Annotated in this window: 20 protein-coding genes; 5 read left to right on the forward strand and 15 right to left on the reverse strand. The window is 60.3% G+C overall.

The window, feature by feature from the left end:
* Positions 1 to 140: 140 nt before the first annotated feature.
* Complete coding sequence (locus ACSSVC_RS08900; protein WP_492612193.1) at positions 141 to 965, reverse strand: SDR family oxidoreductase; 825 nt, start codon at positions 963 to 965, stop codon at positions 141 to 143.
* 37 nt (positions 966 to 1,002) lie between these two features.
* Positions 1,003 to 1,467 carry a multidrug transporter gene (locus tag ACSSVC_RS08905; protein WP_346633553.1) on the reverse strand — a complete coding sequence of 155 codons (465 nt, stop codon included), beginning with the start codon at positions 1,465 to 1,467 and terminating at the stop codon, positions 1,003 to 1,005.
* A 215-nt stretch (positions 1,468 to 1,682) separates the two neighbouring features.
* On the opposite strand from ACSSVC_RS08905, the gene ACSSVC_RS08910 reads away from it, so the two are divergent.
* The 5 genes from ACSSVC_RS08910 (at position 1,683) to ACSSVC_RS08930 (ending at position 5,744) form a co-directional block, all read left to right on the forward strand.
* A complete protein-coding gene (locus ACSSVC_RS08910) occupies positions 1,683 to 1,979 on the forward strand; it encodes a helix-turn-helix domain-containing protein (protein WP_072451362.1) in 297 nt (98 codons plus the stop codon).
* Complete coding sequence (locus ACSSVC_RS08915; protein ID WP_492612194.1) at positions 1,976 to 3,241, forward strand: type II toxin-antitoxin system HipA family toxin; 1,266 nt, start codon at positions 1,976 to 1,978, stop codon at positions 3,239 to 3,241. The genes ACSSVC_RS08910 and ACSSVC_RS08915 overlap by 4 nt, the downstream gene beginning before the upstream one ends.
* 532 nt (positions 3,242 to 3,773) lie before the next feature.
* Positions 3,774 to 4,772 (forward strand): SPM autocatalytic domain-containing protein, encoded by a 999-nt coding sequence (locus ACSSVC_RS08920; protein ID WP_346633551.1) that lies wholly within the window; start codon positions 3,774 to 3,776, stop codon positions 4,770 to 4,772.
* Positions 4,773 to 4,855: 83 nt separating this feature from the next.
* Entirely contained in the window at positions 4,856 to 5,458 is a 603-nt protein-coding gene (locus tag ACSSVC_RS08925) for a tetratricopeptide repeat protein (RefSeq protein ID WP_492612195.1), read from the forward strand.
* A gap of 115 nt (positions 5,459 to 5,573) precedes the next feature.
* The gene (locus ACSSVC_RS08930) at positions 5,574 to 5,744 is read left to right on the forward strand and encodes a DUF3077 domain-containing protein (RefSeq protein ID WP_404938271.1); all 171 of its coding nucleotides are present in this window, start codon (positions 5,574 to 5,576) and stop codon (positions 5,742 to 5,744) included.
* Positions 5,745 to 6,012: 268 nt separating this feature from the next.
* Here the strand turns inward: ACSSVC_RS08930 and ACSSVC_RS08935 are convergent, their stop codons facing one another.
* From ACSSVC_RS08935 to yaaA, 13 genes are all read right to left on the reverse strand, one after another.
* Positions 6,013 to 7,464 carry a mannose-1-phosphate guanylyltransferase/mannose-6-phosphate isomerase gene (locus tag ACSSVC_RS08935; protein WP_346633548.1) on the reverse strand — a complete coding sequence of 484 codons (1,452 nt, stop codon included), beginning with the start codon at positions 7,462 to 7,464 and terminating at the stop codon, positions 6,013 to 6,015.
* 210 nt (positions 7,465 to 7,674) lie between these two features.
* Positions 7,675 to 8,343: an alginate O-acetyltransferase AlgF gene (locus ACSSVC_RS08940; protein WP_404938272.1), complete on the reverse strand. Its 669-nt coding sequence runs from the start codon at positions 8,341 to 8,343 to the stop codon at positions 7,675 to 7,677.
* A 15-nt stretch (positions 8,344 to 8,358) separates the two neighbouring features.
* Positions 8,359 to 9,534 carry an alginate O-acetyltransferase gene (locus ACSSVC_RS08945; protein ID WP_346633546.1) on the reverse strand — a complete coding sequence of 392 codons (1,176 nt, stop codon included), beginning with the start codon at positions 9,532 to 9,534 and terminating at the stop codon, positions 8,359 to 8,361.
* 10 nt (positions 9,535 to 9,544) lie between these two features.
* Entirely contained in the window at positions 9,545 to 11,110 is a 1,566-nt protein-coding gene (locus ACSSVC_RS08950; protein ID WP_446439024.1) for an MBOAT family O-acyltransferase, read from the reverse strand.
* Between the two features lie 220 nt (positions 11,111 to 11,330).
* A complete protein-coding gene (locus ACSSVC_RS08955; protein ID WP_346633544.1) occupies positions 11,331 to 12,446 on the reverse strand; it encodes a mannuronate-specific alginate lyase in 1,116 nt (371 codons plus the stop codon).
* 8 nt (positions 12,447 to 12,454) lie between these two features.
* Positions 12,455 to 13,903, reverse strand: coding sequence for an alginate O-acetyltransferase (locus ACSSVC_RS08960; RefSeq protein WP_492612196.1), 1,449 nt, complete (start codon positions 13,901 to 13,903; stop codon positions 12,455 to 12,457).
* An 11-nt stretch (positions 13,904 to 13,914) separates the two neighbouring features.
* Positions 13,915 to 15,504, reverse strand: a complete 1,590-nt coding sequence (gene algG / locus ACSSVC_RS08965) for a mannuronan 5-epimerase AlgG (protein ID WP_492612197.1) — start codon at positions 15,502 to 15,504, stop codon at positions 13,915 to 13,917.
* Positions 15,505 to 15,530: 26 nt separating this feature from the next.
* The gene (locus tag ACSSVC_RS08970) at positions 15,531 to 17,048 is read right to left on the reverse strand and encodes an alginate export family protein (RefSeq protein ID WP_492612198.1); all 1,518 of its coding nucleotides are present in this window, start codon (positions 17,046 to 17,048) and stop codon (positions 15,531 to 15,533) included.
* Complete coding sequence (algK, locus tag ACSSVC_RS08975) at positions 17,045 to 18,487, reverse strand: alginate biosynthesis TPR repeat lipoprotein AlgK (protein ID WP_446439020.1); 1,443 nt, start codon at positions 18,485 to 18,487, stop codon at positions 17,045 to 17,047. Before algK ends, ACSSVC_RS08970 begins: the two co-directional genes overlap by 4 nt.
* A gap of 9 nt (positions 18,488 to 18,496) precedes the next feature.
* On the reverse strand, positions 18,497 to 19,666 hold the full coding sequence (locus ACSSVC_RS08980) for a PilZ domain-containing protein (RefSeq protein ID WP_346633539.1): 1,170 nt from the start codon (positions 19,664 to 19,666) through the stop codon (positions 18,497 to 18,499).
* A 35-nt stretch (positions 19,667 to 19,701) separates the two neighbouring features.
* The gene (alg8, locus tag ACSSVC_RS08985) at positions 19,702 to 21,183 is read right to left on the reverse strand and encodes a mannuronan synthase (RefSeq protein WP_404938279.1); all 1,482 of its coding nucleotides are present in this window, start codon (positions 21,181 to 21,183) and stop codon (positions 19,702 to 19,704) included.
* 142 nt (positions 21,184 to 21,325) lie between these two features.
* Positions 21,326 to 22,642: a nucleotide sugar dehydrogenase gene (locus tag ACSSVC_RS08990; RefSeq protein ID WP_346633538.1), complete on the reverse strand. Its 1,317-nt coding sequence runs from the start codon at positions 22,640 to 22,642 to the stop codon at positions 21,326 to 21,328.
* A gap of 813 nt (positions 22,643 to 23,455) precedes the next feature.
* On the reverse strand, positions 23,456 to 24,235 hold the full coding sequence (gene yaaA, locus ACSSVC_RS08995; RefSeq protein ID WP_346633537.1) for a peroxide stress protein YaaA: 780 nt from the start codon (positions 24,233 to 24,235) through the stop codon (positions 23,456 to 23,458).
* Positions 24,236 to 24,326: the final 91 nt, after the last annotated feature.

Below are 24,326 nucleotides of genomic sequence, written 5' to 3' on the forward strand. Positions count from 1 at the left end.
CGCTGTAGGCGCTGGCCTGCCAGCGAAGGTGGCCGCAAGGTTTGCACCCGACTTGTGGGCCTCTTCGCCGGCTAGGCGGCTCCTACGGGAGGCACGCAGCACACCCGAAAAACGTGGTAGCTGGCTTGCATGCGTGGGGATCAGAGCTTGGCGCTCAATCCAAAACGCTTCATCAAGCCCTTCTCCAGCAGACCCTTGGGCAGCAGATTGGCCAGCAACGGCAAGGCGCGGCTGCCATTGCCCAGGCGCACCAGGCGCGGCGGATTGTCCTGCTGCACCGCCTTGAGCAAGCCCGCGGCAAATTCGCTGGCCGGGGTCGGCTTGTCCTGGGAGGCCTTGGCCCGGGAGCGGATGCCTTCGCGCAGCGGCCACCAGGGCGACTGTTCGTTGAGCAACTGTTCGGCTTCATGCCCGGCGTTCTTGGCAAAACTTGAAGCAATGGCCCCGGGCTGCACTTCCATGACCCGGATACCGAACGGTGACAACTCCATGCGCAGGGCATCGCTCAAGGCGTGCACCGCGGCTTTCGACGCGCAATAGGCGCCGGCAAAGGGCGTCACCAGCACCCCAGAGACGCTGCCGATATTCACCACCAGGCCACGGCTGCGGCGCAGTACCTGGAACATCGCCCGGGTCACCCCGACCACCGAGAACACATTGGTTTCGAACTGGCGCTGCATGGCTTCCACGCCGCCATCCAGCAGCGGGCCCATGGCGCCGTAGCCGGCGTTGTTGATCAGCACATCGAGGCCGCCGTACTGCTGGTTGATCTCTTCGCTCAGGGCGCCCAGGGCCGGGCCGTCATTCACGTCCAGTTGCACGGCCTTGAAACCGGCGGCCTGCAGGTTGGCGACGTCCTCGGCCTTGCGAGCGGTGGCCAGCACGGTGAAACCGGCACCCTTGAAGGTGTCTGCCAGGGCGCGGCCGATGCCGCTGGAACAACCGGTGATCAACGCTACGGGCATGGCGCGGTCCTTGTGCTGGGGTGAGGGGCGGGGCGAATCAGTCGGAGAAACTACCCTGTAAACGCTCGGCGCGAAACTCCAGGGTTTGCGGGCGATAGCCCGGGCGCAGCGGTGGCAGCGGCAGGCAGTCTTCCCAGCTGGCTCCGGCCTGCAACTCGCCGGGGCCACGGTAGCGCGGGGCGCTGTACTGGTTGTCGGCGAGGTTGACCGTATCCCCCGGGGCGTAGGCAGCGACCCGCCAGCGCAGTTCGACCAGGGGCACCTTGTTACCGTTGTTGAGCTTGACCTGCAGTGGGCGGTCGGCGGGGCAGTGTTCCGGCGCGTAGGTCAGGCGCAGCTCCAGGCGCGCCAGTTGCTGGGCTTCGCGGTTGTCCAGCCAGACCACCCAGCAGGCCACCAGGGCCAGGCCGAAAGCGGCAGCGAGGGACACGGGAAGGGCTTTGGCGGGGTAGCGCAGAAGCAGGATCAGCCAGGTAATGACCAGCAGAACGCCGATGAACATGACGCGAGCCTCGGGGAAAAGGAGGGGACATCCTACCTAAGCGTAGGTGGGGTTGGCGATGGAGGAGGGCTAGGACAAATTATTACTCAAGACGATGAAGGTTGATTTTTTGTGGATAACATAAGGTCTCTTATTGGCTTTTTTTACCTATAATGGATCTTATATTGTCCATAGTTTGAATAATTGATCAGCCGGTCGGAGGCAGACGTATTCTTATGTCGCTTACCCGTTTTATGTACACACCGTCCGAGATTACGGCCGAGATCGGAAAAAACGCGCAGGCCCTCAGGTTGTCAAAAAACCTGTCGCGCAAAACCCTGGCTGAGAAATCCGGGGTGCCGGCCTCGACCATCAAGCGTTTCGAGCTGCAGGGAGCTATTTCCCTCGAGTCGATGGTGCTGATTGCGGCGGCGTTGGATGAACTCGATCCGCTGCTCAAGTTGTTCAAGCCACCTTCGCCAAACACGCTGTTTGAGCTGCAAAACTCCAAACGCCAGAGGGGCACCCGATGACCGAGCCAGGCGTCAAGAAGTACAAGCCGATCGAAGAACTGGGTGTCTTCATGCACGGCCGGCAGGTGGGAGTACTGAGCTGGAAACGCCAGGGCTGCTACTTCACTTATGCCAAGGACTGGTTGAGCCGGGGCTTCAATCTGTCGCCGCAACTGGCCTTCGATGAGAGGCCGCAGCAACCCGATAGCCAATTGTTCCTGGGCATTCATGGGGCCTTCGCCGACTCCCTTCCCGATGGCTGGGGCTTGCTGCTGATGAAGCGTTTTTTCACCGCGGAGTATGGATCGCGGGTCGCCAATGGTCTGACTCAACTCGATCGGCTGGCCTACATCGGCAACCGTGGGATGGGCGCCTTGGAGTACTACCCCATGGCGGAAAAAGTGGAGCGCGAGCCCATCAGCCTTTCACTGCTGTACGAGGCTTCGGTCCAGGTCCAGGTGGGGGAGACGGTTGACGTTCTGAAGGCACTGCGGATTGCCGGTGGCTCGCCAGGTGGCGCAAGGCCCAAGGCCGCCGTTGCCCTTTCGGAAGATCTGGCGCATGTCGTTTCGGCTTTCGACCCCTTACCGGAGGGCTACGGGCACTGGATCGTAAAATTCAGGGCCCTGCAGGAGCCCTGGTCCATGGGCGCGATTGAGTATGCCTACGCCCGCATGGCTCGCGCGGCGGGGGTCGAAATGGCCCATTGCGAGCTGATAACGGTGCCCTCTGAAAAGGGATGGAACGAGCGCTTCTTTGCCAGCCGGCGCTTTGATCGCAGGCACAACGAGAAAGTCCACATGATGACCGCTGCCGGAATTCTGCATGCGGACTTCAGAGTTCCGTGCCTGGACTACAAGGACTTGTTGAGGCTGACATTCGCGCTGACCAGGAGCGCCAAGGAAGTGGAGAAAATGGCCCGGCTCATGGTGTTCAACGGCCTGGCCCATAACTACGACGATCATGCGAAGAACTTCGCCTTCCTCTACGAAGAGGGGCAGGGCGGCCAGGACGGGCAGTGGCTTCTCGCGCCCGCGTATGACCTGACCTTCTCCACCGGCATGGGCGAGCACACTACCGCGTTCGACGGCCAGGGGCGCCCGTCCAGGAAGGCGATCAGGCGCTTGTGCGCGGACTACAAGTTCCTCAAGCCGGATGACTACATTGATCAGACGCTGGAGGCGCTGGGCAACTGGGAAGTGGTGTTTGGCGAAGTGGATGTTCCGGCCGTCGATGGAAAGGAGATATTCGAGACGCTAGAGGATGTTCGCCAACATCTTTAAGAATAAAACCTGGTGAAAAAAGCCCCCCTGGCTAGGAACTCCCCTGTACCCAGTGTGTTGAGGGTTTACTCACCCGGGCCTCTGTGTTCCGCGCAACTCGCCCATCTCCATCAGCTGTTTTCGAGCCATCCTTAGGTTTGAGCTCACGCATGGGGGCGGATCGGCTAGTCAGGTGTATTTCAGCAAACCTGCGAACTTGATTGGCTAATTCCTGGTCGCGGGATATTCAAAACTAATGTTCGCGAAATGTTTTGTAATATTTTATAGGGGCATGCCCTATAAGTTTTTACCCTCCTCGTTTGTCCTGTATTTGATCAAGGCGAAAAACCACGATCGCTTGGAATGCGTTAGTGAAAGTAATAGCGCGCTAGAGCCATATACGGAAATTTGATCAGAGGGTTGCACGATGCCAGACCACTTTATTAGTGTGAGAAACGAAGAGACGCTATCTACAACTTCAAATCCTACACCCGGAATGAATTTTTCAAATCGATCGTCATTTACCATACATGCAGCGAAGGCGGGGTCGAGCATGGGTAATAACACGACCAAGACCGGGCATGTTTTTTTAGAGATTGATACGCCTGGCTATCGAGGTTCTATAGGTTTTAGTCCAGGTGAGAAATACGACACCTCACGTGACAATATTTCGCTCAATGATCGAGAGATTTACAAGGAAACAAGTTCCCATCGATTTGAACTTCCTGGTAGTCCGAAGTTTGAGAATATGATGAATATTCTTACGACGCAGGTTAGAGGCTATGCAAGCGGTGCAATAGACCCTGGGGACTACAATCTCTTGTTCAATAACTGCATCCATTTTGTAGAGAAACTGCTTTCAAAAGCGGGTATAGAAATTGATCTGGCCACAACGCCGGATGGGGTGGCCAAGGAAATAAGCAAAGTTCCGGAAAAACTTAAAACCCCACTCCTTATCGATTTGGATGGGAGCGGTATAGCTACCTTGCCAATTGAGCACGGTGTCAAATTCGACTTTGATGGAGAGTCGCATCCTATTAATACCGGGTGGGCAGGTACAAACAGTGGGTTTCTTGTCATGGATAGAAATAATGACGGCATCATAAATGATGGGACAGAGCTTTTCGGAGACCGTACGCCTTTGCCAACCGGTGGAACGGCTGCAGATGGTTTCATTGCACTCGCTGCTCTAGACAGCAATCTTGATGGGTTTATCGACAAGAATGATAGCGCGTGGGCGGATCTGAAGATCTGGCAAGACATCAATAGCAACGGGGTTTCGGAGGCAAGTGAGCTTTACTCATTGATCGACATTGGCTTGAAAAATATTGATCTGTCCTTTACCAGGGATTCAATTTTAGATAAGCACGGAAACATCCACGAATTAAATTCGTCGGTAACCTGGAATGATGGTCGGGTCACGGATATAACAGATGTTTTGTTCAAGGTTTTTGATCCTGAGGAAAGTAATGATCTTTTGAGTTTCATTTCGCAGGACTTTTCGATTGATGTGGTCGGGTCAAGATTCGCTGCTGAAGAGGTTTATTCATGATGAGCCGAACGCCCGTCAGCTGCGCTAGCATTGTCTCTTTATCGTTGCTACTTCTATCCATGCCGGCAGCCTCGGATAATCATATGAAAAATACAGCTTTTACCTTGCCCCCGGCAATTGTTAAGAAATTGGACTATCCGCCGGGTCTGCAAATAAACAATTACCCTAAGGACAGCGAAGAGTTTTCCAATGTGCTCAAGCTCTCCAGCATGGGTAACGCGCACTTCAACTATATTCTTGGCAGGATTTATAGCGACGATAGGCTGGATGAGTCGGAAAAAGACTATAAAACCAGTCTGCTCTATTATGAAAAAGCGATTGGTTTGTATCCGCGCCACCCAGACGCGCTTACAAATCTAGGCGTTCTCTATCAGCGTGGTTTAGGAACAAAAAAAGATATTAATAAAGCAATCGCCTTGTATGAAAGAGCTGGCGAGGTTGGGTCGATTATAGCCTACAATAACTTGAGCGTTATCTACGCTATGGGTAATGAAGTTCCGCAAGATTTCAAAAAAGCAAAAATATATAATCAAAATGCTGCTCATTTGGGTGATGCGCAAAGTATAGAGCTGTTAAAGCATTGGGATTACTATGTTGAGGTGTCTTCAACACAAGATGAGAAAAAAATAGAGCAGATTGCAGAGAAGTATAAAAAGATCGAATCGCAAAAAGTACCGAGTCAATAGGCCGTATTTTATAGTCAATAGTTGAACTGCCCCCTACCTGGAAAGGCAGGGGGCATCGAGATAAATCTGCCCCCTTTTTTGTAATGCATGCTGCAAAATCAACAGGTTTCTTACGTTGTCGGTTCCGTCATTCTATTGCGAGCAACAAGCGCGGAAGACTTGCAGCGACGGCAAGAACCGCAGCTCACGCACATGGCTATTTTCAGCAACTTTCCTGGCGGAGATGGGCAAGGCGCTGATCGATGATGTGGGATTGGGGATGAAGGATGAGGTATTGCAGGCCTGATCGTTGCTTCTTGATCAGGACGTCGAAAGGGCGCTACGTCTTTGTGGGAGGGGGGGTAGTGCTTTTTCTTGCCGCTTGAAGCTCGCCCCTTGCCCCTGCTTCCAAAAAAATCCCCCTGTCCAAGCGCCTGCGGATAGGGGACGCAGGCGCCTGGAAAGGGGGAGCACAAAGGTCTTGCTGCCAACGACTCCCTGCTTTTACTTGCAGCTTGCCGCTTGAAGCTTACGGCTGCATCTACTCGCAGCTTGCCGCTTGAAACTCGCCGCTGTTACTGAGCGATGGTTTTCACCGAGACGCCACGTTCCACCGGCGTCGAGCGCCCGTAGATATCTTCAAAGCGCTCGATGTCGTCTTCGCCCAAATAGCTACCCGATTGCACTTCGATGATCTCCAGCGGAATCTTCCCGGGGTTGCGCAGGCGGTGCACCGAGGCAATCGGGATGTAGGTGGACTGGTTCTCGGTGAGCAGGAACACGTTCTCGTCACAGGTGACTTCGGCGGTGCCGCTGACCACGATCCAGTGTTCGGCGCGGTGGTGGTGCATCTGCAACGACAGGCAGGCCCCCGGCTTGACCGAGATGTGCTTGACCTGGAAGCGGCCGCCCATGTCCACGGAGTCGTAGGAGCCCCACGGGCGATAGACTTCGCAGTGGTTCTGGGTTTCGCTGCGGCCCTGTTCGTTGAGGGTGTTGACCATCTGTTTCACCCCTTGGACCTTGTCCTTGTGGGCGATCATCATGGCGTCCTTGGTTTCCACCACGACGATGTTGTCCAGGCCGATCACCGACACCAGTTTGCCGTTCCCGTGGATCATGCAGTTGTGGCTGTCCTGGATCACTACATCGCCTTTGCTGACGTTGCCGTTGGCGTCCTTTTCATGCACGTCCCACAGCGACGACCAGCAACCCACATCGCTCCAACCGGCGCTCAGGGGCACCACGCAGGCGCGCTGGGTTTTTTCCATCACCGCGTAGTCGATGGAGTTGTCCGGGCAGCAGGCGAAGGTGGCTTCGTCGATGGTCACGGTGTCCGCGTCCTGCTGGCTGCGTTCCAGGGTCAGCAGGCAGGTGTCGTAGATGTCCGGGTCGTGTTTCTTCAGCTCTTCGAGGAAGCGGCTGGCGCGGAACAGGAACATGCCGCTGTTCCAGAAGTAGCCGCCGGCCTCGACGAATTCGGTGGCGCGCTTGACGTCGGGTTTCTCGACGAAGTGCGAGACCCGGCTCACGCCTTCCGGCAGCAGCGCGTCGTTGCTGGACTTGATGTAGCCGTAGCCGGTTTCCGGTTTGGTTGCCGGGACGCCGAACAGCACCATCTCGCCACGCTCGGCGGCCACGGTGGCCAGGGCCAGGGCCCGTTGCAGGGCTTTCTGGTCGTCCAGGACGTGGTCGGCGGGCAGCACCAGCATCAGTTCATCGCGGCCTTCGTTGACCAGCATCATCGCGGTCAGGGCCACGGCGGGCGCGGTGTTGCGGCCGAAGGGCTCCATGAGGATGCGCTGGGATTCGAGTTTGCGCGTTGCCAACTGCTCGTTGACGATGAAGCGGTGGTCCTTGTTGCAGACCACGATGGGGGTGTCCATGCCTTCGAACACCAGGCGCTCCAGGGTTTGCTGGAACAGCGTGTGTTCGCCGGTCAGGGCGAGGAATTGCTTGGGGAATTGCTTGCGCGAAAGCGGCCAAAGACGTGAGCCGCTACCACCTGACAAGATCACCGGAATCATGTTGTTACTCCTTCAAACATCGTATGGGTTAGAGCTACTGCGTTCTGTCGTTTCACTCTTGTTTTTGTTTGGTGCCCGGATGCCTTGCCTGTCCCTTGTAGGAGCCGGCTTGCCGGCGAAGGGGCCTTTGAGCCTTGTGCTGGGCTTGAGGACGCCTTCGCTGGCAAGCCAGCTCCTACACAGGGGGCGCGGCGTGCATCCGGAAATTCGTTAGCGGGTCGACACTGGGCGCTTGACCCAGACTGGCGACAGGCTGCTGCCGTTGCCGGTGACGTAGAGCACCGCCGCTTCGCCGCGCTCCAGGGCCACGGGCTTAAGGTCGCTGACTTTTTTCTCACCGTCGTACAGGGCGAAGCTGACCTTCACCGGGTTGATTTCGCGCTCGCCGCGGCCTTTGGCGGCCACGGCCTTGACCACGTCGGTCTTGCCGTCGGCGGTCTTCAGGGTCAGGGCCTTGTCGCTGAGGTTCTGCACCCGCACCAGGGACTTCTGCTTGTTCTTGAACGGCGGCTCTTCGATCAGTTGTGGCTGGCCGCTGGCGTTGTTGACCAGGGTGTAATAGTGGTCGGCGGCGAGTTTCACCGGCACGGTCTGGCTGCCCACTTTGGCGCTGTAGTCGCCACCGGGCATGAAGCTGAAGTCACTGCTGGCCAGGGGCGCAACGTCGCTGACGTTGGTGCTGCCAACCGTGGCGCTGACTTCGCTGTTGCTGGCGTTGTACAGGCGCACGAAGGTCGAGCCCTTGGGCGCGGTGGGGCCGTACAGGGCGGCATCGCCACCGGCGAATACCGGAGCTGATAGCAGGCCCAGGCCCGCGGCCAATACGGCAGCTTTCAGGGATTTGGCAGCGAGACGACGAGGAGTAGTAGTGAAAGTCATGAGTGTTACCTCTTTTCAGTTTTGCGCCCGGTCGGGCGTCTCGGATTTGTTGAGTACAGCTACGTTCTGTTGGCGAGCACCGGCTTGCTTGAGCTCTGCGACCCACTGCGGGTCGGCGTCGCCGATTTCGTTGTTCACAGGCAGATAGCGTTCAGGGAATTCCCAGATCAGCACCTGGGGCGGGTTGTTCTTGAAGTCGTCGCTTTTCAGGTAGCTGAGCATCGGCAGGATCGGGCCGTGGCCGTCTTCGGCGTAGCTCAGCACGTCGCTGTGCAGGGCCTGTTTCAGGGCGCCGACGAAGTTCCAGCTGGGGTTGGCGCTGTAGCTGGTGCCCACCAGGGTCACCGGTACTTCGCGGTCGGCAAACAGCGCGTCGTCGGCGGCCGGCTGCTCTTCGCTGGCCCGGGTCACGCGCTTTTGCAGGGGCTCTTCGGCCGGCATCAGGTTTTCGAACAGCGGGTCCAGGGGCAGGAAGCGGCGCAGGTCGCCCTTGTGTTCCACGGTCTCTTGGGTCTCGGTGACGAAGCGCTGTGGCTGACCGCTGAGCGGGGTCTTGGCGGCGATGGTCAGGGCCAGTTGGCGGGCGACGATCTCGGCGCCGGCGGGGGTCCAGTGGGTGTCGGTGCGCAGGAACACTTGCTGGCCCTGTTGCTTGGCCTGTTGCAGGGGCCCCAGCAGGTCGGGGGCGAGGATCTTGTCGGCGGCGACCCGGGCGTGGAAGTCCTGGTAGAGGTTGGCGTGGATCCGCGCCGGGCGCACCTCGTCCAGGTGTTCCGGGTACAGGCGCACCTTGGCCGGGACGATCGCCATCACCAGTTTCACCCCGTGCGCCTTCAAGGTCTGGCGCACGCCTTCCACCAGGGCGTAGTTGCCCTGCAGGTTGAGCTCCTCGTTGACCACCGGGTTGAACTCTTCATCGCTGTACAGCCACTGATCGCGGCCCAGCACCACACCAGGGCGGCCTTCGTTGAACAGCTTGAAGTCCAGGGCGGCCCAGAGGTTGGTGCCCAGGCGCTTGATCGGAAACTCTTCGTCGTAGTGAGTTTCCACAGCCTTGGTCCAGCGCCCGTTGAGCACCGTGGCCTCGGCGTTGGTGCTGAAGCCGAAGAAGCTGCGCACCGACCACAGGCCCAGGACCGTCAGGGTCAGCAGGAACAGGGCGATGTAGAACAGACGTAATGAGCGGGTCATGTCAGATCCCTCAGAACTGGAAGTAAAGGAACGGCGAGAAGCTTTGCGCCGAAAGTTTGAGAATCGAGGCGATGAACAGCAGCAGCACCAGGCCCCGCATCACGTAGCGCGACCAGTCGGTGGTCCAGTAGGCCGGTTGCACCTGGGCCTCGGTGCCCACGGTGTAGCCCGGTTGATGGATGCTGCCGGGGTTGTCGCCGGGTACGGCCTTGATCAGCCCCGGTTGTGCGCCGGCCGGGCCGTCCGCTTCGCTGTCTGGTTCAGGCTTGGCCTTGTTCGCTGGCGGGTTGCGGTAGAGGTCGCGCAGGCCGAAGAACGCCAGAGTGGCGTAGGCCAGGACCAGGGTCGCCACTTGCAGGCCGGTGAGGCTGGCGCGGTTGAGTTCGGACAGCGACCAGTCGCCAAAGCTGAACATGGCGCCGTACATGCGCCCGGCCACGTGCAGGTTTTCGGCACGGAAGATCACCCAGCCCATGACCACCAGGAGGAAGGTCAGGGCCCAGCGGATCGGGTTCAGGCTGCGTGGGGTGGTGTTGATGCCCAGGGCTTTTTCGATGGCCAGCCACATGCCGTGCCAGGCGCCCCAGACGATGTAGGTGATGTTCGCACCGTGCCACAGGCCACCGAGCAGCATGGTCAGGAACAGGTTGCGGTAAGTCATCAACGTGCCTTTGCGGTTGCCGCCCAGGGTGATGTACAGGTAGTCGCGCAGCCAGGTGGACAGGCTGATGTGCCAGCGCCGCCAGAACTCGGTGATCGACTGGCTGATGTAGGGCTGCTTGAAGTTTTCCATGAAGCGAAAACCCATCATCAACCCCAAGCCGATGGCCATGTCGCTGTAGCCGGAGAAGTCGAAGTACAGCTGCGCGGTGTAGGCCAGGGCGCCCAGCCAGGCATCGCCCGTGGTGGGGTTTTGCAGGGCGAAGCAATGGTCGGCGACCACCGCCAGGGTGTCGGCGATAAACACCTTCTTGATGAAGCCCTGCATGAAGCGGGTGCAGCCTTCGGAGAACTTGTCCAGGGTGTGGGTGCGGTTGTTGAACTGCTCCGCCAGGTCGCGAAAGCGCAGGACCGGGCCGGCGATCAGGTGCGGGAAGATCGCCACGAACGCCGCGAAGTCGATGAGGTTGCGCGTGGCCGGGGTGTCGCCGCGGTAGACGTCGATGATGTAGCTGATGGACTCGAAGATGTAGAACGAGATCCCGATCGGCAACAGGATGTGGGTCAGGATGAACGGTTCCAGACCGTAGGAGGTCATGATCGCGTTGATGCTGTCCACGCCGAAGTTGGCGTATTTGAAGTAGCCGAGGATGCACAGGTCGACGCCGACTCCGAGCAGCAGCCAGCGTTGGGCGGGTTTGGTCCGGACCCCAGCCGCACCGACTTTCAGGCCGATCCAGTAGTTCCACAGGGTGACGCCGGCGAACAGCGCCAGGAAGTCCACCCGCCACCAGGCATAGAACACATAACTGGCGATCAGCAGCAGCAAGTTGCGATAGCGTTGCCCGCTCAAGTAGTACAAGCCGAGAAAGATCGGCAAGAACAGAAACAGGAACACATTGGATGAAAAAACCATCCCGATCTCTCCGTGTTTAACCAATAGTCAGAGGCCGGAGCCCCCCCAAACCCCCCCGTGAAAAACCGGGGAAGCGGTACTGCGTGTAGCGCGACCTCTGTAGGAGCCGGCTTGCCGGCGATGGCGGTCTTGAGAGCGAAGACGTCCTTGAGGGCCCCTTCGCTGGCAAGCCAGCTCCTACGGTGGGTTGTTCCCATGTGCAGCGTGGGAACGATTCGAATCAGGAGCCTTTTTCGTGGGCCGGGTCGTAGACCTTGGTCAGGTCGCCCCCCAGGCGGAAGGTCTTGAACGGCTGCATCTTGTGTTTGCGCTCCAATACATCCGGGGCGCAGGTGTAGAGGCTGCAGAAGGGTTCGAGCCAGGCGAATTTCGAGTCGACCTTGAGGTCGGTCATGTCCTGCTGCTTACCGTTCTTCTTCTCGAAGTCGTCCGGGTCTTTCACCCCAGCCAGCACTCGGTCACCCAAGCGCTTGAGGGCGCCGTTGTTTTCCTGGCGCAGATCCACGCCATTGACCTGGGCGAAGCTGGCGATCATCGCCAACGGCGGCAGGGCGTAGTTGTGGTAGGCCAGGGCGCGCTGCTGACGCTTGAGTTCGTTGGGCAGAAAGCCGTCGGCGTCGATCTGGTTGGCGCCGACCTTGTATTCCTTTACGGCCCAGTCGAACAGGTCGCGGCGGTTGGTGGCGATGGAGGTCGCCATCACTGACCAGGCGGCCCAGTAGGAGTGGTTGTTGGTCTTGTCCAGGGGCAGGTTGTCCCAGTCGCTGACCACCTGATCGGCCATCTTGCTGAACCAGGCCTCAATCTTCTGTGCCTGTTCCTGATGGGTGGCCAGGGGATGGGAGTCGGAGAATTTCAGCCGCAGGTAGGCCGAAGCCATGCTGCCCAGGGCCCATTTGCGCATGGACTTGCCGGTGTGGTTGAAGTCCTTGGACATCAGCGCGTCGGCCTGGGCCCAGGCACTGAGCCAGCTCAGGGTGCAGTCCAGCTGTTGCGGGCGGCCGTCACGCATGAACTGCATGACCCTTTTGCTGGTGCCGCGCTCGATCTTGGTGATGTCCGCGGTGGTGTCGCGAAAGGCCTGTTCGGACTGGGTATTCAGGGTTGCCCGGGCCTTGTCCGAGCCTTCGTACTTGCTGCGAAATTGCAGGGCGCCGGTGTAGGGCGCCGGCATGGCGTCGCAGCCTTCGCTGTCGTCACCGCTCTTGAACTTGTCCACCGGGGCGTAATAGCCCTGGGGTGGACGCAGCGGCGCGGCGGCCTGGGCGCTGCCGGCGAGGATGGCCAGGCCCAGCAGGCTGGGCATCAGCAAGTGTTTCAAGGATGTGCTTTGCATAGGAAACCTCATTGCCCGATCTGCGCGGTGCGTTGCTCGGCGCCCGGGAATACGTTGCGTTTGCAAATTTTCGCTTCGACCTTCTGCCCGGCAGTGCCCGCTTCCGGGCCCTGGATTTCCACCGCCAGCAGGTTCTGCATGGCCCAGTCTTCGTCAGTGCGCAGTTCGAAGGCGAAGCGTCCGTCGGTGTCGGATGTTTCCGGCTTTTCGATCTTGATGTCCTCGTGGCGCCCGTTCATGTACCAGAGGGTGGCTTGCAGGGTTTTCACCGAAGGGTCGGCGAAGCGGATGTCGACCTGATGGCCGCTGTTGCGCAGGTCCAGGTTCTTGCTGTTGACCAGCAGTTCGTTCTTGCCCGGCTTGAGGGTGGTGCTGCCGGTCATCTGCGCATCCTTGCCCTCGCAGCCGTTGTCCAGCAGGGCCATCATCTGTCGGTAGATGGTTTCCTGATCCAGGCGGTACAGCGGCGAGAACTCCCAGATCAGGATCTTCGGCGGGCTCTTCTGGAATTCCTCGCTGCCCAGGTACTGCAACATCGAGCCTTCCAGGCCGCCGCCGGGGAAGGCCACGTTGAGGATATCGGCGCCGATGGACTCTTCCAGGAAGCCGGCGAAGTTGTAGTTCTTGCCACTGTGGCTGGTGCCCACCAGGGTGATTTGCGGGTTGCCGGAATCGCCGAACAGGTCGCCGTCCGCCGCTTCGCCCTTGGGCTCGGTGGTGAACTGGTCCATGTACTGGATGGCGTAGCTGGTGCCGCACAGTTGCCCGGCCATGTTGTGCAGGGTGCCGGTCTTGCCCATGCGCCCGGACTTGTGGGTCTCGAATTCACGCCGTGGAATGTCGGCGAAGGCCGGCAGTTGCTTGACCTTGTCGGCAACGATCTTGGCGGTGCGTTGGGCGCCGTAGGGCGTCCAGTGCTGGTCGCCACGGAAGTAGAAGTCGTGGGCCGGCAGGGTGTCTGGCAGTTGTTCGTTGGTCAGCGGCGACAGGTCCGGCACCACGTAGCCCATTTGGGCGAAGCGCCCGAGCATGGCTTTGTAGTTGGTCAGGGCCTTGTCGTAGTCGAAGCGGGCCTTTTGCGCCGGGTTGAGCTTGTTGCGGTTCACCAGGCCACGGGTCGGCTGATAGACCACCACCAGTTCCACGCCCTTGCTCTTGAAAGCTTCGTGCAACTGCTTGAGGCGACGGTAGCCTTCCGGGGTGGTGTTGAATTCGGTGCGCAGGTCTTCCTGGGTGCGGAACAGCCAGTCGCCCTGGGCTTGCACCAGGGTGGTGAAGTTCTGCTGGTAGCGGGTGGTGTAGTTCTTCGCATCATGGGCGGCCGGGCACAGGTTGCAGCACGGCTCGGCGGTGAAGTTCGGCGCCTGGGGCTCATCGGCGCGGGCGCCGGCGCTGGCGGCGAGAATGCCGGCGGTCAGCGCCGACAGGCTCAACAGTTTGATCAGGTGTGGGGGCATGACAGTCATCCTCAATCGCGCATTTCGGTCTGGCGTTCGACGGGGTCGATCAGCACGGCTTTTTGCTGGCGAACCATCAGGTCGAGGATTTCATCCTGGCGCTCGCCAAGGATCCCCGAGAAGCTGATGCCGCTGCTTTTGGTGGGCGCGAGCATGGACACGCGATACAGCTCCACGCTCAACGGCGAGTCGATGGACAGCGGGCCGCTGCCATTGGCCGCCAGTTCGCCGCCGACCACGATCAGCGAAACCTGAGCGTCGAACGGGTCGAGCTTGATGTCGCGGTCGGTGTCGGAAAGGTCCTTGATGTGGCCGTAGACGCCGGTCAGGCCGTTGGCCATGGCGACGTTTTCGTACAGGCGGATATTCACGCTGTTGCGAATGCGGATGCCGTGGCGTTTGTTGCTGATCACCTTGTTGCCCCACAGCAGGTTGTCGGCGCTCTCGTAGAGGGTGATGCCGTCGGTGTGGTTGCGGTAGATCTCGTTGTAGGCAATCAGGTTGTTGACGCTGTTACGGTCGATCACCAGGCCCGAGAGTTTGTTGTCGTAGCTACGGTTGTTGAAGATGAAGCTGTCGTTCACTTCCCGGGAAATGATGATGCCGTGCTTCTTCTTCGTCCCGTGGACGGTGTTGTCGGCGATGATCAGCCGATGCGAACGGTCGTGGGGGTCGATGCCGTAGACGATGTTGTCTTTGTAGGTGTTGCCCTTGACCACGAAGTCGCGGGTTTCGTAGCAGTAGAAGCCGTACCACATGTCCGAGAACGCAGAGCCTATGATCCAGCCGGTGGGTTCATCGCGCTTGAGTACCTTGGCCATGTTCGGCGTGTACTGGGAAATACTCACGCCGTAGGACTTGGAGTTGGCGTAGCCGAAGCTGGCCATCTGGCTGTTGACTATGTAGGTCTCGGTGCCGCCCCAGGCCAGTAGGAAGGGGCGGAATTCCTTGGGCGAGCGGAAGGTCGCCGGGCCGTTGTCTTTCTCGCGCCAGCCCGTGACCTTGGTGTCGCGCACAAACAGCTGGCCATCGTTGACCAGGAACGAGCCGCCCTCCTGGGACAGGCGCAGCTCCTGGGTCTGTTTGTCGATTTCCAGGATGCCCTTGCGTCCGACCACGATCGGCAAGCGCGCGAGGAATACACCCGGCGCGGTTTCGCTGATGTACTGCTTGGGCAGTTTCTTGGCCAGGTCCTTGAGGTTGATGTAACCGTCGTCGATAAAGATCGCCTGGGGAATGCCGTGTTGGCGCACCACCCATTCGGCCATCTTGTTGTCACCGCCGATAAAGTCCTTCAGGGCGTCTTCCTGCATCATTCGGCGCACGCTGATCTTGCCCGGCTTGCTGCGCACGATCTTCGCCGCAGCGGCCTCGGCGGTGTAGCCGGAGAGGTCGGGCAGGGTCGGCGTGGCCAGATTCAGCGGCTCGGTGGGCGCACTGCTGACGGTGTAGGTCTTGGCCTGTTGCAGCTCCTTGGCGACGATCGGCGCCTTGGCCGGCTCGACAGTGGCGAACGCCGAGCTGCTGGCCAGCAACAGGGCGCCGGCCAACAGGCTGATGGCGCCTTTCGCAGCGGGGCTGTTCATGGGGTAGCAGTTCATTTCGGGCACTCCCTTCGCGGCTCGCATCAGAAGCGCCAGATCACGTCGATAAAGGCGCGGTGCATGTACGAGTCGACGTCTTTGCCATAGGCATCGCCGGGCTTGAACACACCGCCACGAAAACGCACCAGGGCCGACGGCTCATCGATGGACTGGCTCAGGGCCGCCGGCAACAGGCCCTGCTTGAAGTACTTGGTGACCACCAAGTCCATTTCCTGCCCCAGGTCTTTCTTGCCGTCTTGCAGCGGCAGCGAGGTGCTGGAGAGCAGGTTGCCGTCGCCGTCATAGTCGTTGTCCACGGCGTTGATGCCGTTGCTGCCGACGGCCTTCTTGCCGTCCACGCGCCAGAACTTGTGGTAGATCAGGCTGGCGTCGTATTCGTCGTTGAGCATCCAGGAACCGAACAGGGTGGCGGTCTGCATGTTGTTCATTTCGCCGCGATAGGCTTCGCCGAAACGGTGCACGCGGGAGCGAGTGCCGGTGTAGTTGGAGCGGTTGCTTTCCAGGCCGTTCTGCTCGTAGTCGCCGCTGGCGCGAGCATAGGCGGCGCCGACTTGCCAGTTCGGGTCCAGGCGCAGGCGTACGCCCAGGTCCGTGGCCCAGCCGTCGAGGTTCTCGCTGCGCTTGGCCTGGGCCGGGCGGTTGCCATTGGCGTCCAGTGCGTTGACCGTGTCGCGGTCGCCGTGCATGCCGGTCAGGCTGGCCCAGTAGTTGACGGTGTTGGTGTTGCGCCAGTTATAGGCGTCGCTGTCGGCGGTAAGGCCGAGCCAAGTGAGGTCGCCGTTGTCTTTCTTGTCCAGGGAGTCGGCTGCTTCGCCGGGCACCGGATAGTCGAGCTTGCCGTCATCGTGGGTGTGATGACCGCGAATCCCCACCCAGTTGCCTGGGGTCCACTGGTAAGCCGCGTCGCCGTAGACGTGCAGGCGGTCTTTATCCTTGGGCGCCAGTTCCTTGAGGTCGGTGCGGTACTCGCTGAAGCGCTCGGCGGCGCCAACGTTGGCCCGCAGCAAGGTGGTGTCGAAGGTCCAGTTCAGGGCTTCGATGTTGGTGTCGCGCCACTGGCCGTCGTCGTTGCGCAGGCGTTGGCGGCCCAGTTTCAACTGCTCGCCGGGGTAGGGCGTGAAGCCGCTGTAGCCGATCCAGAACTCACGCAGGGCCAGGTAGTTTTTCTTGGTCTTGCGGTCGTCGTTGCTCGACTGCTGGGTACCGTCGGCGTCCGACTGCTGCAGGGTATCGGTTTCGATGATGTCGGTGGAGGTCACCGCCTGGCCCATGGCGTAGGCGCTCCAGGCACCGCGTTCACCGTAGACCCAAGGCCGTAGGTCCAGGCCCAGGCCGTTGACGTCGCCGCCGCGCTGGGTGCCGAGGTCGCGATCATCTTCGGATTGGCCGGTGATCTTCACTTCCAGGCCGAAGTTCTTGGTGTCGGTGATGGCTGCCAGCGACGGGGTCGCCCAGATCAGCGCGAAGCCCAGGCTCAGGCCCAGCTTTGACAGGCTGAAGCGGCCAGGGGCGGCAGTGGTGAGTGGAAACTTGAGCGTCATAGGGATTCCTCGCCGTCTTCTTCCTGCAGCGCGTGCAGTTGCAGCGTGTTCTGGGTCAGGGCGCCACGCACCGCCTGTTCCTGTTGCAGCAGGCGCTGGGCTTCGGCGCGCTGGCCGGGGGGCAGTTGTTCATCCAGCTGTTGCGCCAGTTCGTTGGCCTGGGGCGTGTCCTGGACCTTGGCCAGCTGGCTGAAGACGTAGGCGTTGATCGGGTTGGGCGCGGTGCCGCGGCCCTGGGAAAACAACTGGGCAATGGCGAAGTCGGCGCTGTTCTGGCCATTGCGGGCAGCGGTCAGCAGGTGGTCCAGGGCCTTTTGCGGGTACACCTGGCCCAGGTAGCCACGGCGGTAGATCTGCCCCAGGTAGTAGTCGGCGGCGACTTCGCGGCCCACGGCTTTCTGGAAATGCGCCTCGGCCACCTTGGCGTCGGCGGGCACCCATTTGCCTTCGTAGTAGAGCTTGCCCAGCAGCAGTTCGGCGCGGGGCTGGTCGGCGGCGCGGCCGTTGTCCAGGTATTCCATCATCTTGTCGACGTCACCCAGTTCGGGGAAGTCGTAGAGCAGTTGGGCCAGGCTGACCCAGGACGCCGGGTAGCCTGGGGCCACTTGCTCCAGCAGGGCCTGGGCGGTTTTTTCATCCGGCTTGCCGAGGCTGGCATCGCCCAGCACGCGGGCCACGCTGTCGACTCGCTGGGCGCTGACCGTGCCACGGCTGTAGCCAGCCTGCAGCTGCTTGAGCAGCTCGGCCTGTTGCTCCGGCTGGCCGCGTTTTTGATAAACGGTGGCCAGTTCCACGTAGCAGATGTCGGTGCTGTTGAGTGCGGCCTTGCAGATGGTTTCCACCTCCGCCAGGTGCTGGTCGTAGCTGCCTTGGGTGCGGTACAGCAGCACCTGGGCCAGGCCGGCTTCCGGGTAACCGGCGCTGCGCCATTGGCTGATCTGCTGCTGGGCGTTGATGTTGGGGAAGCTGTGGGGGTATTGCAGGTACAGCATCGCCAGGGGAATCAGGGTGTTGCCTTCACCGTTGGCAAAGGCTTTTTTCAACAGGCCTTCGGCTTCGTGCTGCTCGGCCTCGGTGGAGCCGGGCTTGGCCACCAACAGGCGGCCAAGGCGCGCCTGGGCCCGGGGCGACACATCGGCCGCAGCGCGATAGGTGGCCTCGGCCTGCTTGATCTGCGCCGGGTCGCGGCTGTCCACCTGGATGTCGGCCAGACCCACCTGGGCTTCGCTGTAGCCCAGGTCTGCCAGCTGGCGGTAGTTCTGTTCGGCCAGGGCGGTGTCGCCGCGCTTCAGGGCTTCGTTGGCCAGGCGCTGGTCCGGCAGGCCGGCGCAACCGGCCAGGCTCACGGCCAGGGCCAGGGAGCACAGGGCCAGGGCGCGGCGCCCTTGAGGCTTATCGAGTGCGCAGCACTCGCCAATGAAAAGACTAGTCACAGGCATGTCCTCCGCTCAGAGACCGGCGGCCATGGCTTTGTCGATCAGCCAGTTCATCGAGGGACCGCGGTCGCTGCTGACTTCCACCGGGCGACCGGCGAAGGCGCTGCTCAGGGGCGCGTCGGGTTTGATCTGCACGCGGATGTCGGAGGACAGGTCGTTGCTGTTGAGGCTGGTGCTGCTGACGATGGTGCCGCGGCGCACGGTGTCTTCATCGGCAATCTGGAAGTTGACCTTGGTGCCTGGGCGGACATCAGCGAATTGACGGTAAGAGAAGCGCGCCTCGACGTTGGCCTGGCTGCCCCGCGGGACCAGCTGGAAGATCACGTCGCCTTTGCTGGCGTACTGGCCGTCGGCGACCATTTGCTGGGCCACGGTGCAGTCGCAAGGGGAGGTCAGGGTGCCGGTCATTTGCTTGCCGAACAGCTCCTCGACCTTGGCCGGTTGCAGTTGGTCTTCATCCAGGTGGCCTTTGAGCACGTCGAGCATGCTGGTGCTGAAGGTGGCCAGTGGCGCGCCCTTGGCGGCGATACCGTCGCTCTGCACCAGGCTTTGTACGGTGCCGTCGCGCGGCATGGTGACGTTCATCCCCGGGACGCTGACCAGGCCGGCCTGGGCGTGGCTGACGAAGTACATGCCGTACACCGACTTGAGGATGAAACCGAACGCCGCCAGGCCCACCACGAAGATCCCGGCGCTGAAGGTCACGGCCCGCAGACGGCCCATGGCGGTCATGCCGCTGCCGCTGTCCTTGGTCTTGCGCGCCTTGGTGAAGTTGTCGCGCTGCAGGGTGGCGAGCACGTCGCCCATGCTGACGATGTCGCCGGCCAGGTGCGAGGTGATCAGGTGGCGCAGGGTGGAAATGTCCTGGGGCTCGAGGTTCTGGAACTGGCAACCGACGCGCCCGTTCTGACGATCGAAGGAGCGGATCTGCAGTTCAACGTCCATGGCCAGGCCGAGGTTGTCGATGACGAACTGCAGACGGCCCTTGTGTACTTCGCCGACCTTGAGCATCTGCTGCCCGGCGTTGAAGCTCAGGCCACCGGCAGAGAGGTCGTGGACCCGCACTTCAAGGGGTTTGGCCTCGTTCCCGAAGAAGCGCAGCTTGGCCGGGATCTTGACCCGGGCGTGCTGGCGTTGGGCTTCGGATTCATGCACTACGTTGACGTTCACGGCGGTGTTCATAGAGTCGATTTCCTAGTTAATTCAGGCAAGTCGGGTCAGACCATCAGCAGCAGCACGGCGACGAATACGCTGCCGGCCGAGAAGGTCATGGTTCGAGACGACCAGGTGTTGAACCAACGTTGAAAGCTGGCGAGATCACGGGTCAGTTTGGTGTCCTGGCGGGTCCAGGATTGCTGGTCGAGGCGGAAGAACACGTAGATCTTCACCAGGGCGCCGACGATCTGGTTGTAATAGAGAATCAGCGGATAGGCCGGGCCGATCCGGTGCCCCGAGCAGGACAGCAACAGGGTCAGGATCAAGCGGGTGATACCGATCCACAGCAGGTACGCGAGGATGAAGGCGGTGCCGTACTTGAAGCTGGCGATGATGGCCACGGTCAGGCCCAGCAGTGAGGTCCACATGGACACGCGCTGGTCGAACAGCACCACGCTGGTGAACAGCCCCAGGCGTTTCATGCCCAGGCCCAGAGCCCGGGCGTTCTGCCGCAGGTTGTTGCCGTACCAGCGGAACATCAGCTTGCGGCTGGCCTTGATGAAGCTCTTTTCCGGCGGGTGCTCCACGGTGTTGATCGCAGCGTCGGGCACGTAGAAGGTGTCGTAGCCCAGGCGCATCAGGCTGAACCAGCTGGACTTGTCGTCGCCGGTGAGGAACTTGAAGCGGCCCAGGCGCCAGTGTTGCAGGGAGTCGCTTTCCACGTCGGCGATGAAGTCCGGGTCGGTGACCACGGTGGCGCGGAACACCGACATGCGTCCGGTCATGGTCAGCACGCGCTTGGACAGGGCCATGGAGCACATGTTGATGTGGCGCTGGGCGAAGCGCAGCTTGTGCCACTCGCTCATGATGTAGCCGCCGCGCACTTCGCAGAATTCGTTGGTGGTCAGGCCGCCGACGTTGTCGAACAGCTGGAACCAGGGCACGGTCTTGCGCACGACGCCTTCGCCGAGCACGGTGTCGCCGTCGATCACCGCCACTACGGCGCGGTTGTCCGGCAGGTGGCGGGAGATGGCGCGAAAACCGAAGGCCAGGCCGTCGCGCTTGCCGGTGCCGGGGATGCGCACGAAGTCCAGCTTGACCCGCTCCGGCGGGTTCATCCGCGCCCACAGGCTTTTCACCAGCAGCTCGTCGGACATCTCCACGATCGAGCAGACCACGGTGGTGGGGAAGCCGCAGTCGATGGCTTCGCGGATCACCGAACCGTAGACCTGGGCGGTGGTCAGCGCATCGATGCGAAAGCTGGTGACCATCAGGAACACGTGGGACGGGTCCGCCGCGCTGCCGAGCTTGCGCACCTTGCGCCGCAGGTGCGGGTAGACCACGTAGAGAAACAGCATGCCGCGCACGAAGTGCGTGGCACCCATGGAGTAGCGCCAGATGCCCACGGCGCCAATCAGGAAAATGAAGTCCTTGGACTGCGAGTCGAAGGTCGATGTGGGCAGCAACAAGGCCATGCCCATCAGCAAACTCAAGTAAAACAGCCAACCGGCGGCCTGAAGCAGGCCGTGCTTTAGCCTGTGCATAATCTGCGTCCATCAAGGTCTCGGGCGAGCCTGTGGGGTGGCCCGAGGGGGGTTAAGGCAGGCATGGAGATTTGGGAGGGCCAGATCGCTGGCAAGCCAGCTCCTACGGGGATGGGGTAGGAGCCGGCTGGCCGGCGAAGCCTTACCAGCAGATCCCTTCGGTACGGCCTTTGACGCAGGTGGCCTTGGACATGAAGCCCACCAGGTCGATGACCTGCTTGCCGTGGGGCACGTCTTCGGCCAGGGCGCGGAACTTCTCGTCGCGGTTGCCGAGGATGATCACGTCGGAGTTGCCGATCACCGCGTCGAAGTCCGAGTTGAGCAGGGACGAGACGTGGGGGATCTTCGACTCGATGTAATCCTTGTTGGCACCATGGACCCGGGCGTATTCGACGTTGCTGTCGTAGATGCTCAGGTCGAAGCCCTTGCCGATGAGCATTTCCGCCAGCTCCACCAGCGGACTCTCGCGCAGGTCGTCGGTGCCGGCCTTGAAGCTCAGGCCGAGCAGGGCGACCTTGCGCTTGTCGTGGCTGGAAACGATGTCGAAGGCGTTCTGCACCTGGGACTCGTTACTGCGCATCAGCGAGTTGAGCAGCGGCGCCTCGATGTCCAGGGAGCTGGCGCGGTAGGTCAGGGCGCGCACGTCCTTGGGCAGGCACGAGCCGCCGAAGGCGAAGCCGGGGCGCATGTAGTACTGGGACAGGTTGAGGGTCTTGTCCTGGCAGACCACGTCCATCACTTCACGGCCGTCGACACCCACCGCCTTGGCAATGTTGCCGATCTCGTTGGCGAAGGTGACCTTGGTGGCGTGCCAGACGTTGCAGGTGTACTTGATCATCTCGGCGACTTCGATGTCCTTGCGGATGATCGGCGCGTCGAGTTCTTCGTACAGCGCTTGCAGCACGTCACCGGAGGCCTGGTCGAACTGGCCGATCACGGTCATGGGCGGGAAGTCGTAGTCTTTGATCGCGGTGCTTTCGCGCAGGAACTCGGGGTTCACCGCCACGCCGAAATCCACCCCGGCCTTCTTGCCCGAGCAGTCTTCGAGAATCGGGATCACCACGTTCTTCACTGTGCCCGGCAGCACCGTGCTGCGTACCACGATGGTGTGGCGGGTGGCCTTGTCGCGCAGGACGAAACCGATCTCGCGGCACACCGATTCGATGTAGTCCAGTTCCAGGTCGCCGTTCTTCTTGCTCGGGGTGCCGACGCAGATCATCGACAAGTCGGTATCGCGAATGGCTTCGGCGAAGTTGGTGGTGCCGCGCAGACGAGCGGTCTGGATTCCTTGCGCCAGAAGTTCACCCAGACCCGGTTCGACGATGGGCGATTTGCCGGCGTTGATCAGGTCGATCTTGTCTTTGGAGATATCTACGCCAACCACTTCATGGCCCCGTGCGGACAGGCAACCGGCACAGACTGCACCGACGTAACCCAAACCAAATATGCTGATGCGCATCGCATTTACCTCTGTGTTATTCACGCCATTAAATGGCCGGAGTTAATGTTTGCCAGCTGTTGTTGCGCACTCGGAAGTACAACGAAGTACGTTGTAGTGCCGTGTGCAGGCAGACTAAGTTCCGAGTGACTAAATAAATGCACTCAAGTTGTGCGCAACCGATCCTTGTTGTTTTGACTTGCCCTTGAATGTTGCCGGCGGCTCCTGCTACAGGTTTCCCGAGAAAAACCACTCGATGTCCTTCGAATGGCTGGAGGCCATGTATTCAGGGCTTTCCAGTTGATTTCTGCGGTCCTTGAAGGCCAGCTGTTCCTTGGCTCGTTAGGGGATAGTTGAGGTGCCTTATCTCCTGTTGTTTACCCGTTAGTTCAAGTTTGTGACTCATTGGTCAAACCAGTGTCGGAACTTGATTGGTTTTACTGAGCCCGTGTAAGTCATCTCTTACAACCTCGTTGAGAATCGTTACCGGTGGTATGAGCGGTGTCTGAAGGCATAGTTCCTGCCCACTCATCCTGTTTTTAGAAATTTCTTGAAATATTGAGAAAGATGGCACTGCTCTCAAACTGATAGCACTTAAGGTTTGAGCCTTTAGTTATGGGGAGTTGAAGCGAGGGGGTACTTTTGTGCCACTACTGAATAAAAAAAGTGGTGCCACTACTGAAAAAAATCAGCGCTGTCGAGTGAAAGAAAAGTTATAGAAATAGATGAAAGTTTCATGGCGCCAAAAAAATGGCTTTATAAAGGCGGGGAATGTGCGGGTGATCACATTCTGGCGCGCTCGCCGGGTGGAAACGAGCGCGGCAGGGGAACGCTTTATTCCGGTGCGTGGTCGCGCAGGAACACCAAGTTGTCGGCTTTGGATTGTTCCGCACTGAAGCGGTAGCCCTGGACGTCGAATTGCTTGAGTTGCGCTGGATCGTTGATGCGTTCCTGGATGACGAAACGGCTCATCAAGCCCCGGGCCTTCTTGGCATAGAAGCTGATGATCTTGTACTGGCCGTTCTTCAGGTCCTTGAACTCGGTATTGATGATCCGCGCGTTCAGGGCTGTGCGTTTGACTGCCGAGAAGTACTCGTTGGAGGCCAGGTTGAGCAACAGGTCGTCGCCCTGATCGGCCAGGGCTTCGTTCAGCCATTCACTGATGCGGGTGCCCCAGAAGGCATACAGGTCCTTGCCCCGGGCGTTGGCCAGCTTGGTGCCCATTTCCAGGCGATAGGGCTGCATCAGGTCCAGGGGGCGCAGCAGGCCGTAGAGGCCGGAGAGCATGCGCAGGTGTTGCTGGGCGTAATCGAAGTCCGCTTCGCTCAAGGATTCGGCGTTGAGCCCGGTATAGACGTCGCCCTTGAAGGCCAGCAGCGCCTGCTTGGCGTTGTCCGGAGTGAAGGCCGGGGTCCAGCTGCCGAAACGCGCGGCGTTGAGCCCGCCGATCTTGTCGGATACGTGCATCAGCTCGCTGATCTGTGCCGGGGTCAGTTCCCGCAGTTGCTGAATCAGTTCCTGGGAGTGGTCGAGGTATTGCGGCTGGGTGAAGCGCTGGGTAACCGGCGGTGTTTCGTAATCGAGGGTCTTGGCGGGTGAAATCACCATCAGCATGGGGTCGTCTCCTTTTGGCGTCGGGGGATTCTAGGGGCTCGGGCGTTCGGACTCCACCTATGATGGCGATAGCCATGACCGCTGATCGCGG

Source organism: Pseudomonas sp. E1BtOHC1 (assembly GCF_058744285.1).